Here is a 12,624-nt window from a genome sequence, read left to right as displayed (position 1 = left end):
TGACAAGCGTGCTGATTAGCCAACCATCAGACTTGTCCCCATTGCACACCTCAAAAACCGGCTGCGGTTTCCTGGCATAACTGGCTGGCCAGCATCCCCAGGGTCATCAGCGCGCGCTCTGCCTCGCGGTTCCACGGCGTGCCGCAGTTAAGGCGAATGCAGTGGTTGAACTGCTCGGTGTTGCTGAAGATCAACCCGGGCGCAATGCTGATGCCCTGTTGCAGGGCACGCACGTGCAGTTCCTGGGTATTGACCCGTCCAGGCAAACTGACCCACAAGATAAAGCCGCCGGTCGGACGGGTCATCTGAGTGCCTTCGGGGAAATACTGCTGCACCGCCAATTGGAAAGCGCTGAGGTTCTTGCGGTATTCCTGACGGATGTACCGCAGATGCCGGTCGTAGCCGCCGTTCTCCAGATACGCGGCCACCCCCATCTGGGTGACGCTGCATGCCGAGTGCGTGCTGAACATCTGCAGGCGCTGGATTTCCTGCTGGTACTTGCCGGCGATCATCCAGCCGATGCGCACCCCTGGCGACAGGGTCTTGGAAAAACTTGAGCAATAGATCACCCGATCCAGGCGATCGTAGGCCTTCAAAGCCTTGGTGCGGCCAAGTTCGAACATCAGTTCGCCGTAGATATCGTCTTCGACAATCTGGATATCGAAATCCGACGCCAGGCGCAGTAACTGTTTCTGCCGCTCCTCGGGCATGGTGCCGCCCAGGGGGTTGCTCAGGCGCGTGGTCAGCACCAGGGCTTTGATCGACCATTGGTTGGCCGCCAGTTGCAAGGCTTCCAGGCTCATGCCGGTGGACGGGTCGCTGGGGATCTCGATGACCTTGAGGCCCAACAGGTCGGCCAGTTGCAGCAAGCCGTAGTAGGTCGGTGATTCCGCCGCGATCAAGTCGCCGGGACGTGTCAGCACCCGCAGCGACATCTGCAAGGCGTCAACACAGCCGTGGGTGATCACTACTTCGGAGGGGTCCACCACCACGCCGGCGTCACGCATGCGAATCGCCACTTGGCGGCGCAACGGCTCGAAACCGGGGCTGAACATGTAGCTGAAGGCACGAGGGCTCTGGAAGCGCGTGACCTTGGCCAATTGCTGGTGCAGCGCCCGCACCGGCAAGTAGTCGACACTCGGCACGGCGGCGCCCAGCGGAAATACACCTTCGCGACGCGACTCGCCCAATACTTGTTGAATGATGCTGCTGCGGGTGACCAAACCCGGGCGCTCGACCCGTGCGATGTCCGGCGTCGGCGCCGTCAGCGCTGGCGTCTGGTGCACGTAGTAACCGGACTGCGGCCGCGCCCGGATCAGCCCCTGGTCTTCCAGGTTGGCGTAGGCCTGCAATACCGTGGCGTGGCTGACATTGAGCTGGGAGCTCATCTTGCGCACCGAGGGCACGCGCTCGCCAGGTTGATAGACACCGCGACGGATGTCCTCAGCCAGTTGCTGGGCAATACGTTGGTAAAGCAACAGATTGGTCATGACGCAGCACTCGATTTCACGGGTATTTTATTTTTGTGTGAAACTTACCGGCACAGTTTAGAAGTGTACGGGGACAGTTGCCACAATAGTCGAGCACGGGCGGGAGTGACAGCAAAAACTGTAAGGTGAGTGGAGAGAATACTCAGATGTATACAGAACAATGTGGGAGGGGGCTTGCTCCCGATGACGGAGTGTCAGGCGCCGAAAATAGTGACTGATCCACCGCTATCGGGGGCAAGCCCCCTCCCACACTTTTGATTTGCGCAAGGCTTCAGCGAGCGGCGCCCAGTTGGCCCTTCTCGTCGGAGAACACTATTTCCACGCGACGGTTCTGCGCGCGGCCACGTTCGGAGGCGTTGGCTTCCACCGGGTACTGGTCGCCGTAGCCTTCAACCTGGATGCGTTTCTCATCGATCCCCAGGTCCACCAGCACATCGGCCACCGATTGCGCACGATCACGGGACAGTTTGAGGTTTTCCTGCTGACCGCCCGTATTGTCGGCGTACCCCTCGATGCGCACCACACGCTTGGGGTTCAGTTGCAGGAACTGCACGATTTTCAACACGGTGCGGTTGGCCGAGTTTTTCAACTCCGCTTCGCCGGTATCGAACAGCACGTCGCCCAGGGTCATCACCAGGCCACGATCGGTCTGGGTGGTGGTCAGGCTGGCGATCTGTTCTTCGAGCCATTTACCCTGTTGTTGCACGCTGATCAGCTTGCTTTCACGCAGGGCCAATTGCAGGCGCTGGCGTTCCAGTTCGAGCTTGGCAGCCCGTTCTTCGTTGAGCGTCTGCTCGGTGTGTTCGCGGGCGATGGCGCTGTAGCGCTGGCTCAGGTAAGCGTAATGCACGACGTCCGGGCCGCTGCCCCAGTAGCTGGACAAGCGATCGGCCCGTGCCAGGGATTCACCGGCGCGAATCACGTCCTTGGGTGCAATACGCAGCACGTTGGCGTCTTCCTTGACCTTCTGGAAATCGCTACCCGCCTGTTGCAAGGCCTGTTCGCCATTGGGGTGGCTGGCACAACCGCCCAGTGCCACACTGCCCAGCAGCACGGCACAGCTCAAACCACGCATCATCGGGCTCATTGGGCTTCCCCCAGCTGCAATTGCTTGCGCAGGCGCGTGATGCGGGTGTTGAGCACGTTCAGTTGTTCCTGGCTCTTGCGGGTCAGTACCTGGGCTTCGGCCAGGCGCGCGTCCAGCTCAGCCTGTTCGGCCTGCATGCGCGCGTCCTTATAGGATTGCTCGGCCATATCGGCCTTGGCCTGGGCGAATTTGTCTTCGGCCAGTTTCAGTTCGGCGGATTCATCGGCGCTGGCGCCCACGGCGTTGGCTTGTTCCAGGGCTTGCTGGGTGAGGCGAATTTGTTCATTCGGCGCAGGATCGGCTGCACATCCCGCCAGAGCGACAACGGCGAGGGCCGCGAAAAAAGGTCGAAGAGTCACTGAAAATCCCTACTTTGTTGGGGTGCCGACGGGTTGTTGCAATTGCGCTTTCCAACGCTCCAGATTGCGCTGCAGCGCGGCTTCCGTCACACCAGACCCGGGCAATTCTGTCATCTTTTTGGCCAGCTGTCCGCGCAGCCAAGGATCATTGCAGGCGGAGTTGTGGGAAATCGCCAGGTACAGGCCAGGTTGGTCGATGGGAATATCGCGGGAGACCAGGTCGTTGCTCAGGCCCAGTGTCTGGGCCATGGCCATGCCGGAGTAACGCCCGGCCAGCACGTAGTCCACCTCTCCCAGCAGCAGTTTCTGGAAGGCCGGGGTCAACGTGGGCAGGCGTTGCAGGGTCAGTTGCTGGCTGGCGAAGGTTTCAAAGTCGCGGCTCAAGCGTGCCCGCTCCGACACTGCGCCCTTGTGGCCATGCAGGTCGGCAGCCGTGGTGTAAACCAGCGCCGAATCCTTGCGGGTCCAGACCAGATAATCGAGCTGCACCAGCGCCGGGTGGATGTAGTCGAGGGTTTCCAGCTCGCCGAGGTTCAGCGGCGCATCGGCAAGGATATCCATGCGTCCGCTGCGCACTTCGTCCAAGGCCAGGGAACGCTTGCCACCGTAGAGCAGGTCGATTTTCAGACCGAGGTCCTTGGCCACCTGTTGCAATACGTCGGCAGTGGCGCCGATCAGGTGCGTCGGGTCTTGGGGGTCACGCCAAAGCAAAGGCGGTGCGTCCGGGCTGCCGGTGATCACCAGGCGATCACATTTGCCGGCGGCCAGGGCCAGGCTCGGCAGCAGTGTAAGTCCCAGCAGTACGGCCCAAGGGCGCAGTTCCATGGCGGTTTCTCCGGTGTTCAAAAAAGCCCAGGCAAAAAAAACCCGGTCACAAGACCGGGCTCTTTATAAGTGAAGCGACTGGATTAGACCAGCTTCTCCAACTCAGGTACGGCTTCGAACAAGTCCGCGACCAGGCCGTAATCGGCCACCTGGAAGATCGGTGCTTCTTCGTCCTTGTTGATCGCGACGATCACTTTGGAGTCTTTCATACCCGCCAAGTGCTGGATCGCGCCGGAGATACCGACGGCGATGTACAGCTGTGGCGCAACGATCTTGCCGGTCTGGCCGACCTGCATGTCGTTGGGTACGAAGCCTGCGTCAACAGCCGCGCGGGAAGCGCCGACCGCAGCGCCGAGCTTGTCGGCCAGGGCGTACAGGTGCTTGAAGTTGTCACCGTTCTGCATGCCGCGGCCGCCGGAAACGACGATCTTGGCAGCGGTCAGTTCAGGACGATCCGACTTGGCCAGCTCTTCGCCGACAAAGCTGGAGGTGCCAGCGTCGTGGGCAGCGGAGACGGCTTCAACGGCAGCCGAGCCACCTTCAGCAGCAACCGGATCGAAACCGGTGGCACGCACGGTGATGACTTTGACGGCAGCGGTCGATTGCACGGTGGCAATGGCGTTACCGGCGTAGATCGGGCGCTTGAAGGTGTCAGCGCTTTCTACCGAAACGATCTCGGAGATCTGGTCAACGTCCAGCTGTGCGGCAACGCGCGGCAGGATGTTTTTGCCGTTGGAAGTGGCGGCAGCCAGGATATGGCTGTAGCCAGCGCCGAGCTCTGCTACCAGAGGGGCAACGTTTTCCGGCAACTGGTGAGCGTAAGCGGCGTTGTCGGCCAGCAGTACTTTGCTCACGCCAGCCACTTTGGCTGCGGCTTCGGCCACGGCGCCAGCGCCTTGACCGGCGACCAGTACGTGGATGTCGCCACCGATTTTAGCGGCAGCAGCAACAGTGTTCAGGGTGGCCGGGGCCAGCACCTTATTGTCGTGTTCTGCGATTACCAAGATAGTCATGATTAGATTACCTTCGCTTCGTTTTTCAGTTTCTCAACCAGTTCAGCCACCGACTTGACCTTGATACCCGCGCTGCGTGCAGCTGGCGCTTCGACTTTTACGGTCTTGTTGGTGGAGGCGGTGGAAACGCCCAAAGCGTCCGGAGTCAGCACTTCGAGAGGCTTCTTCTTGGCTTTCATGATGTTTGGCAGGGACGCGTAGCGCGGCTCGTTCAAACGCAGGTCGGTGGTGACGATGGCCGGCAGTTTCAGGGAAACGGTCTGCGCGCCGCCGTCGATTTCACGGGTCACAGCTACGCTGTCGCCGCTCACTTCGACTTTCGAGGCGAAGGTGCCCTGGCCGTAACCGGTCAGCGCAGCCAGCATCTGGCCAGTCTGGTTGTTGTCACTGTCGATCGCCTGTTTGCCAAGGATCACCAGCTGAGGCTGTTCCTTGTCGACAACGGCCTTGAGCAACTTGGCCACGGCCAGGGAGGTCAGTTCTTCAGCGGATTCGACGAGGATGGCACGGTCGGCACCCAGCGCCAGGGCGGTACGCAGCTGCTCTTGGGCAGTGGTCGGGCCGATGGAAACCACAACGATTTCAGTCGCTACGCCTTTCTCTTTCAGGCGTACAGCTTCTTCCACGGCGATTTCACAGAATGGGTTCATCGACATCTTGACGTTAGCAAGATCGACGCCGGAATTGTCCGCCTTGACGCGAACTTTCACGTTGTAATCGACAACGCGTTTGACAGCTACAAGAACCTTCATGGATTCCTCGTTACTCTCCGGTGAAAAGAAAGTCGCCTAGGCGAACCTGGCGGTTGATGCTCATCGGCACACAAGGGCACCTCCAAAAACACCGGCAATCGTCGGCAGGGGACCTTGCTCACGGGAGTGATGACCGTTCGTCAGCGGTGACTGAGAGGTCATTCATTATCGTGGCGTGTAAACTGCGCGCCATCGTGGCTCGCGCGTCACCCTTATTTGCCTTCAGCCTGTCTTTCGAGGTGGCCTTGAAACCCACAGTCTGCCTACGGGATGCGCAAAACCGACCGTATATTGACCGGAACACCTATTCCGGTCAATACGGCAAAATGGTCAGTTATAAGCCGCGTCGCTTTGATTTACCTAGCCTGCGGGCAATTCAAACAAACGTTTGTATTGGACGCTGCCAGTGGTCTATATATAATGCGCCACCTAGAGAGAAAGGTGCGTCGTCCCCTGCCCCTTGCATGAGATTTCTGCAGGCAATGTCGGACGGATTACCGAACCTCCACCCATTAGAAAAAAAAGCCGTTGAGCCTTGAGTAGGAGATAGCCTGTGGAACGCGAATACATGGAATTCGACGTGGTCATCGTCGGCGCTGGCCCGGCGGGCCTGTCTGCCGCCTGCCGACTGAAGCAGAAGGCCGCCGAAGCCGGTAAGGAAATCAGCGTCTGCGTGGTCGAGAAAGGCTCCGAAGTGGGCGCCCACATCCTTTCCGGTGCCGTGTTTGAACCACGCGCCCTGAACGAACTGTTCCCGGACTGGAAGGAACTCGGCGCCCCGCTCAACACCCCCGTGGTGCGCGATGACATCTATGTCCTGCGCAGCCCCGACACCTCCACCAAGGTCCCCGACTTCTTTGTGCCCAAGACCATGCACAACGAAGGCAACTACATCATTTCCCTGGGCAACCTGTGCCGCTGGCTGGCCCAGCAGGCCGAGAACCTGGGCGTGGAAGTCTACCCAGGCTTTGCCGCCCAGGAAGCACTGTTCGACGAAAACGGCGTGGTGCGCGGGATCATCACCGGCGACCTCGGCGTCGACCGTGAAGGCCAACCCAAAGAAGGCGTCTACACCCCCGGTATGGAACTGCGCGGCAAGTACACGCTGTTCGCCGAAGGCTGCCGTGGGCATATCGGCAAGCAGTTGATCCAGCGCTTCAACCTGGACAGCGATGCCGACGCCCAGCACTACGGCATCGGTCTCAAGGAAATCTGGGAAATCGACCCAGCCAAGCATCAGCCAGGCCTGGTGGTGCACACCGCCGGTTGGCCGCTGGACATCATGAGCAACGAGAACACCGGTGGCTCGTTCCTCTATCACCTGGAAAACAACCAGGTGGTCGTTGGCCTGATCGTCGACCTGTCCTACAGCAACACCTTCCTGTCGCCGTTCGATGAGTTCCAGCGTCTCAAGCACCACCCGGTGCTGGCCCAGTACCTCGAAGGCGGCAAGCGCATCAGCTACGGCGCACGCGCCCTGGCCAAGGGCGGCATTAACTCGCTGCCAAAAATGGTGTTCAAGGGTGGTGCGCTCATCGGCTGCGACCTGGGCACCATGAACGTGGCCAAGATCAAAGGCAGCCACACCGCGATGAAGTCCGGCATGCTCGCTGCCGATGCCGTGGCCGAGCGCCTGTTTGCCGAATCCGAAGGCGGCGATGAGCTGACCAACTACGTCGACAGCTTCAAAGCCAGCTGGCTCTACGAAGAACTGTTCGCCAGCCGCAACTTCGGCCCAGCGATGCACAAGTTCGGCCCGATCATCGGCGCCGGCTTCAACTGGTTCGACCAGAACATCCTCGGCGGCAAGATGCCGTTCACCCTGCACGATACCAAGCCGGACTACGCCTGCCTGAAGCTGGCCAAAGACAGCAAGAAGATCGACTACCCGAAACCCGACGGCAAGCTGAGCTTCGATAAGCTGAGCTCGGTGTTCATCTCCGGTACCAACCACGAAGAAGAGCAGCCGTGCCACTTGAAGTTGAAAGACCCGAGCATCCCGATCGGCACCAACCTGCCGCTCTACGATGAGCCGGCGCAACGCTACTGCCCGGCCGGTGTGTATGAAGTGATCACCAAGGAAGACGGCGAGAAGCGCTTCCAGATCAACGCCCAGAACTGCGTGCACTGCAAGACCTGTGACATCAAGGACCCTTCGCAGAACATCACCTGGGTCACGCCGGAAGGCGCGGGCGGGCCGACTTACCCGAATATGTAAGCCAAACAAGGCTCCCAAATGGGAGCCTTTTTTATGGCGTCAAACTCGGTCAACTGTGGGAGGGGGCTTGCCTGAAATGACTATGCAGCCCGCTCTTCGCCAGGGTTGCGCTCGAAGTAGCGCTTGTACTCGCGACTGAACTGCGACGTACTCTGATACCCCACATTGTGTGCCGCCTGCGCCACGCCCATGCCCTCCACCAGCAGCAATTGCTGGGCCTTGAGCAAGCGCAAACGCTTCAAGTACTGCACCGGCGACAACAACGTGCAGCGTTTGAAATGCTCGTGAAACGTCGACGCACTCATATGCGCATACCCCGCCAACGTCTCGATATTCAGCGGCTCGGCGTAATGGGCATGCAGGTGACTCAACGACGTGGCGATTCGCGAGAACTGCCCTTGCTGTTCCACCAACGCGCGCAGCACATCGGCCTGGGGGCCGCGCAAGGCGGTGAACAATAATTCGCGCACCCGTGCCGGGCCCATGATCCGGCTTTCCAGCGGATCGTGCAGGCACTGCAACAGCCGCTCGACACAGCCGCGCATGGTGTCATCCAAGACCACCGAACTCATCGACTCCAGGGTTTGTGCAGTCGGCGGCGGCCCGGCCTGCATGCCCATGGCCATCACCAATTCACCCAGCACCACGCGGTCAATGCCCACGGTCACGCCCAGCAGCGGCGCACCGGGCGCCATGGCGAACGTCTCGCACTCGAACGGCACCGGCATCGCCTGGATCAGGTAGTGCCCGGCGCCATACTCCAGCGTACGCGGGCCCAGGTAGGCGACCTTGCTGCCTTGGGCCACGAACATCAGGCTCGGCTCATAGATCTGCGGGCCGCGCGCTACGTCGCAACTGGCGCGCAGCACTTGTACGCCAGGCAAGTGGGTCGGGGAGAAACCATCGCGGGACGTCAGCCCCTCGATCAGGGAAACCAGCGTCGCGTTGGCATCAAGATGGCGAGTCAACAACATGGCAAAAAACTTCGCGAAAAAGGGATGAGACCATCATCGCAGGTCTGGCGGCCGATGAATCCAAACAAGGGGCACTCCCGGACGAATAGGCATGAGACTCGGAGCAATCGCCATGGCCGCACCAGGGAGTGGCGCGGAGAATGGCCCGCCTCATCTGTCACTGCTTTTGCGAGGTTTTCTCCATGTATACCGCCATCGGTTACGCCGCCCAGTCGGCCACCACTCCCCTCGCCCCCATGTCGTTTGAACGCCGCAGCCCTCGCGCCGATGACGTGGCCATCGAGATTCTCTACTGCGGCGTGTGCCACTCCGACATCCACCAGGCCCGCAACGAATGGGGCATCGCCGTGTACCCGCTGATGCCTGGCCACGAGATCGTCGGCAAGGTCACTGCCGTCGGCGCCAGCGTTACCGCGCATAAAGTCGGCGACCTCGTCGGCGTCGGCTGCATGGTCGATTCGTGCCGCCACTGCGAAGCGTGCAAATCGGACCTGGAGCAATATTGCCTCGAAGGCCCGACCATGACCTACGCCACCCCGGACCGCGTCGACGGCAGCAACACCATGGGCGGTTACTCCGACAGCATCGTGGTCAGCGAGCACTTTGTGGTGAAGATCCCGGCCAAGCTCGACCTGGCCAGCGCTGCGCCGATCCTGTGCGCGGGCATCACCACCTATTCGCCGCTCAAGCACTACGGCGTCAAGGCTGGCGACAAAGTCGGGATTCTCGGCATGGGCGGCCTGGGCCATATGGGCATCAAGTTCGCCAAGGCCATGGGCGCGGAAGTGACGCTGTTCACCCGTTCGGCGAGCAAGGCTGAAGAAGGCCGTCGCCAGGGTGCCGACCATGTGATCGTGTCCACCGATGCCGAACAGATGAAAGCCGCCGCTGGCAGTTTCGACTTCCTGCTCGACACCATCCCGGTGCAGCACGATCTGAACCCCTACCTAGACGTGCTGCGCTTTGATGGCGTGCACATTTTGGTTGGGTTGATTGAGCCAGTGGACCCACCGGTACATGCCGGCAAGCTGGTCATGAGCCGCCGAGTGCTGGCCGGCTCCTTGATAGGCGGCATTGCCGAAACCCAGGAAGTCCTGGATTTCTGCGCCGAGCATGGCATCACCTGCGACATCGAAATGCTCGACATCCGCCAGATCAACGAGGCTTACACCCGCATGATCGCCGGTGATGTGAAGTACCGTTTTGTCATCGACATGGCAACCTTGAAGGTCTGATCAGGCTTTCGCACCCAACTCCGCCGACAGCCGCGCTGCGACCTGCTTGATCACAGGGATCAGCTCGGCCATTTTCTCCAGCGGCATGTAGGGCACGGTACTGGCGATGCTGATGCCGGCGACGATTCGCCGGCTGGCATCGCGCACCGGTGCCGCCACGCAACGGATCGACGGTTCGTTGTCTTCCAGGTCGAACGCATAACCGCCCACCACATACTCACGCATGCGCTGCTCAAACTGCGCCCAGGATTGTTCTGGATGCTGCGGCCATTGCAGGTTTTTCCCACCCGCCGGCAGGCTGGTCTCGTACAAACGCTGCCACTCTTGCACCGAGTCATCCAGCAGCATCGCCTTGCCCACGCCCGTGCGCGCCAGCGGCATGCGATGACCGACCCGCGAGCGCATTTCCGGGCCGTTGCGGCCAGGGTTCTTGTGCAGGTAAAGCACGTCGTCGTATTCACGAATGGCCAGGTGGATGGTGTCGCCGGTCAGCGCCGACAACTCGTCCAGGTACGGCACCGCCAGGGTCACCAGCGGCAGCTCTTCGCGGGCCTGAAACCCCAGTTCGATCAACTTCGGCCCTAACAGGTAGCCGACTTGCGGCACCACCCGAAGGTAACGCTCTTCCACCAGGCAACTGGCCAGGCGGTGGGTGGTGCTGCGGGTGGTGCCGATGCGCTTGGCGATCTCTTTCAGATCCCGCGCACCGGCCGCCACCGCTTGCACCACGCCCAGGCCACGCAGCAGGGTCTGGGTACCGGTAGGGGCGGCGTCTTTGGCGGGGGTGTGGGCGTTTTCCTGCATATCGGGCCTATAAGTATGAAAGCGGGGGCATTATGGCAAATACCGCCCCTCAATACAGTGGAGATCCAAAGGTGGGAGGTGTTCGGTCTAGCGCTGTTTCATGCGGTCGATGATGACCGCCAGCAACAGGATCGAGCCGCGGATCACGTACTGGTAGAACGTGTCGATATTCTTCAGGTTCATCGCGTTCTCGATGATCGCCAGGATCAGCACGCCGGCAATCACATGGCGGATCATGCCGATGCCGCCGCTCAACGACACTCCGCCCAGCACACAGGCAGAAATCACCGTCAGCTCGAAGCCTTGGCCGATCATCGGCTGGCCCGAGGTCATGCGCGAAGCGAGGATCACCCCGGCCAAGGCGCCGATCAATCCGTGTACGGCAAAGATGATGATCTTGGTGCGATCAACGTTCACCCCGGCGAGCAGCGCCGCTTCCTGGTTGCCCCCGATCGCCATGGTGTTGCGCCCATAGGTGGTGTAGTTCAGCAGCCAGCCAAAAAACACAAAGCACAGCACGGTGATGATGATCGGCACCGGCACGCCCAACAGTTGGCCGTTACCGAACACAAAGAAATCCTCGTTCATCACCCCCACGGCTTTGCCGTTGGAGAAGATGTAGGCCAGGCCGCGCACGATCTGCATGGTCGCCAACGTCGCGATCAAGGCGTTGATGCGCAACTTGGCAATGACGATGCCGTTGATCAGTCCCACTACCAGGCCCATGGCCAATGCGGCCGAGACACCCAACGCCACGCTATCGGTGTCGCGAATCACGATCCCCGCCACCACACCGGCGCAGGCAATGACCGAGCCCACCGACAAGTCGAAGTGCCCCGACGCCAGGCAGAACAGCATGGTGCAGGCGGCGATGCCCACCGTGGAAATCGCCAGGCCCAGGCCGCGCATGTTCAACGGCGAGAGGAAGTTGTCGATAAACAGCGCGCTGAGCAAAAAGATGCCCAATGCCGCCAACAGCATCACCCAGTCATCGAGAAACTTGCGCTGGTTGAAACCCGGCCAGAAGCCCTTTGCAGTTTTTACCTGAGACATGCCTACACCCTCTTATTCTTCAAGCCCGCGAACGCGGGAGTGCCAGTTGCAGCAGGCGTGCTTCATCCGCTTGATCGCGGCTCAGTTCGCCGGTCAGCGCGCCTTCGCTCATCACCAGGATGCGATCGGAGATGCCCATCACTTCCATCAGGTCGCTGGACACCACAATCACCGCAATACCGCTGGCGGCCAGGTTATGAATGATCTGGTAGATCTCCGACTTGGCACCGATGTCGATGCCACGCGTTGGTTCGTCGAGCAGCAGCACCTTCATCGGCATCGACAGCCAGCGGCCAAGAATGGCTTTCTGCTGGTTGCCGCCGGACAGGTACATGATTTTCTGTTCAGCGTTAGGCGTTTTGACTTTCATCGCCTTGATCTGCTGGTCGGCGTTGCCCTTTTCCCACCCGTCGCGCAACAGCCAGCCAAAGTACGCATGCGCGTCACGGGCACTGATGTTGATGTTCTCCGCGACGCTTGCGAGCGGAATGATGCCTTCCTTCTTGCGGTCTTCCGGGCACAGCAGCACACCGGCCGCGATGGCGTCGCGGGGTGAGCGCAGTTGCAGGGCCTCCCCGCATAACTCAAGGCTGCCGGCACTGGCGCGCTCCAAACCGCTGAGCAAACGGAACAACTCCGTGCGCCCTGCCCCGACCAAGCCGAACAAGCCAAGAATCTCGCCCTTGCGCACCTCAAAACTGATCGGCTCACGCAAACCCGGACCCAGCAAACCGTCGACCTTGAGCGCCACCTCACCGTGCTCACGCGGGCGGTAGTCGTAGATGTCCTGGATGTCGCGACCGACCATGCAGGT

General features: G+C 60.6%; 12 protein-coding genes. 2 read left to right on the top strand and 10 right to left on the bottom strand.

Going from position 1 to position 12,624, the window contains the following annotated elements; genetic code table 11:
- Positions 1-50: 50 nt before the first annotated feature.
- The 6 genes from AD670_RS26750 to AD670_RS26725 form a co-directional block, all read right to left on the bottom strand.
- On the bottom strand, positions 51-1,490 hold the full coding sequence (locus AD670_RS26750) for a PLP-dependent aminotransferase family protein (RefSeq protein WP_017527404.1): 1,440 nt from the start codon (positions 1,488-1,490) through the stop codon (positions 51-53).
- Positions 1,491-1,761: 271 nt separating this feature from the next.
- Positions 1,762-2,577 carry an OmpA family protein gene (locus AD670_RS26745; RefSeq protein WP_053139417.1) on the bottom strand — a complete coding sequence of 272 codons (816 nt, stop codon included), beginning with the start codon at positions 2,575-2,577 and terminating at the stop codon, positions 1,762-1,764.
- Entirely contained in the window at positions 2,574-2,936 is a 363-nt protein-coding gene (locus AD670_RS26740) for a DUF4398 domain-containing protein (RefSeq protein ID WP_053139415.1), read from the bottom strand. The genes AD670_RS26745 and AD670_RS26740 overlap by 4 nt, the downstream gene beginning before the upstream one ends.
- Before the next feature lie 9 nt (positions 2,937-2,945).
- Entirely contained in the window at positions 2,946-3,761 is an 816-nt protein-coding gene (locus AD670_RS26735) for an ABC transporter substrate-binding protein (protein WP_053139413.1), read from the bottom strand.
- A gap of 83 nt (positions 3,762-3,844) precedes the next feature.
- Positions 3,845-4,774 carry an electron transfer flavoprotein subunit alpha/FixB family protein gene (locus AD670_RS26730; RefSeq protein ID WP_053139411.1) on the bottom strand — a complete coding sequence of 310 codons (930 nt, stop codon included), beginning with the start codon at positions 4,772-4,774 and terminating at the stop codon, positions 3,845-3,847.
- A 2-nt stretch (positions 4,775-4,776) separates the two neighbouring features.
- Positions 4,777-5,526, bottom strand: a complete 750-nt coding sequence (locus AD670_RS26725; RefSeq protein WP_024076934.1) for an electron transfer flavoprotein subunit beta/FixA family protein — start codon at positions 5,524-5,526, stop codon at positions 4,777-4,779.
- Between the two features lie 553 nt (positions 5,527-6,079).
- On the opposite strand from AD670_RS26725, the gene AD670_RS26720 reads away from it, so the two are divergent.
- Positions 6,080-7,744, top strand: a complete 1,665-nt coding sequence (locus AD670_RS26720; RefSeq protein ID WP_053139409.1) for an electron transfer flavoprotein-ubiquinone oxidoreductase — start codon at positions 6,080-6,082, stop codon at positions 7,742-7,744.
- An 80-nt stretch (positions 7,745-7,824) separates the two neighbouring features.
- On the opposite strand, the gene AD670_RS26715 is transcribed toward AD670_RS26720, so the two are convergent.
- Positions 7,825-8,718 (bottom strand): AraC family transcriptional regulator, encoded by an 894-nt coding sequence (locus AD670_RS26715; protein WP_053139407.1) that lies wholly within the window; start codon positions 8,716-8,718, stop codon positions 7,825-7,827.
- A gap of 182 nt (positions 8,719-8,900) precedes the next feature.
- Between AD670_RS26715 and AD670_RS26710 the strand changes: the two genes are divergently transcribed.
- A complete protein-coding gene (locus AD670_RS26710; protein ID WP_053139405.1) occupies positions 8,901-9,953 on the top strand; it encodes an NAD(P)-dependent alcohol dehydrogenase in 1,053 nt (350 codons plus the stop codon).
- On the opposite strand, the gene AD670_RS26705 is transcribed toward AD670_RS26710, so the two are convergent.
- From AD670_RS26705 to AD670_RS26695, 3 genes are all read right to left on the bottom strand, one after another.
- A complete protein-coding gene (locus AD670_RS26705) occupies positions 9,954-10,757 on the bottom strand; it encodes an IclR family transcriptional regulator (protein WP_053139402.1) in 804 nt (267 codons plus the stop codon).
- An 87-nt stretch (positions 10,758-10,844) separates the two neighbouring features.
- Entirely contained in the window at positions 10,845-11,810 is a 966-nt protein-coding gene (gene araH / locus AD670_RS26700; protein ID WP_053139400.1) for an L-arabinose ABC transporter permease AraH, read from the bottom strand.
- Positions 11,811-11,829: 19 nt separating this feature from the next.
- Positions 11,830-12,624 (bottom strand): ATP-binding cassette domain-containing protein (locus AD670_RS26695; RefSeq protein WP_156338320.1); only part of this gene is annotated, 795 nt, incomplete at its 5' end.

Origin of the sequence: Pseudomonas sp. MIACH, from assembly GCF_001269925.1 — a bacterium.
Taxonomy (GTDB): Bacteria; Pseudomonadota; Gammaproteobacteria; order Pseudomonadales; family Pseudomonadaceae; genus Aquipseudomonas.
Note: the sequence above shows the minus strand (reverse complement) of the source record. Positions and strands in the feature narration are given on the sequence as shown.

Coding starts and splice junctions, on each gene's coding strand:
- AD670_RS26750 (WP_017527404.1), bottom strand. CDS start 1,490: ATGACCAATCTGTTGCTTTACCAACGTATTGCCCAGCAACTGGCTGAG.
- AD670_RS26745 (WP_053139417.1), bottom strand. CDS start 2,577: ATGAGCCCGATGATGCGTGGTTTGAGCTGTGCCGTGCTGCTGGGCAGT.
- AD670_RS26705 (WP_053139402.1), bottom strand. CDS start 10,757: ATGCAGGAAAACGCCCACACCCCCGCCAAAGACGCCGCCCCTACCGGT.
- AD670_RS26730 (WP_053139411.1), bottom strand. CDS start 4,774: ATGACTATCTTGGTAATCGCAGAACACGACAATAAGGTGCTGGCCCCG.
- AD670_RS26735 (WP_053139413.1), bottom strand. CDS start 3,761: ATGGAACTGCGCCCTTGGGCCGTACTGCTGGGACTTACACTGCTGCCG.
- AD670_RS26710 (WP_053139405.1), top strand. CDS start 8,901: ATGTATACCGCCATCGGTTACGCCGCCCAGTCGGCCACCACTCCCCTC.
- AD670_RS26725 (WP_024076934.1), bottom strand. CDS start 5,526: ATGAAGGTTCTTGTAGCTGTCAAACGCGTTGTCGATTACAACGTGAAA.
- AD670_RS26715 (WP_053139407.1), bottom strand. CDS start 8,718: ATGTTGTTGACTCGCCATCTTGATGCCAACGCGACGCTGGTTTCCCTG.
- araH (WP_053139400.1), bottom strand. CDS start 11,810: ATGTCTCAGGTAAAAACTGCAAAGGGCTTCTGGCCGGGTTTCAACCAG.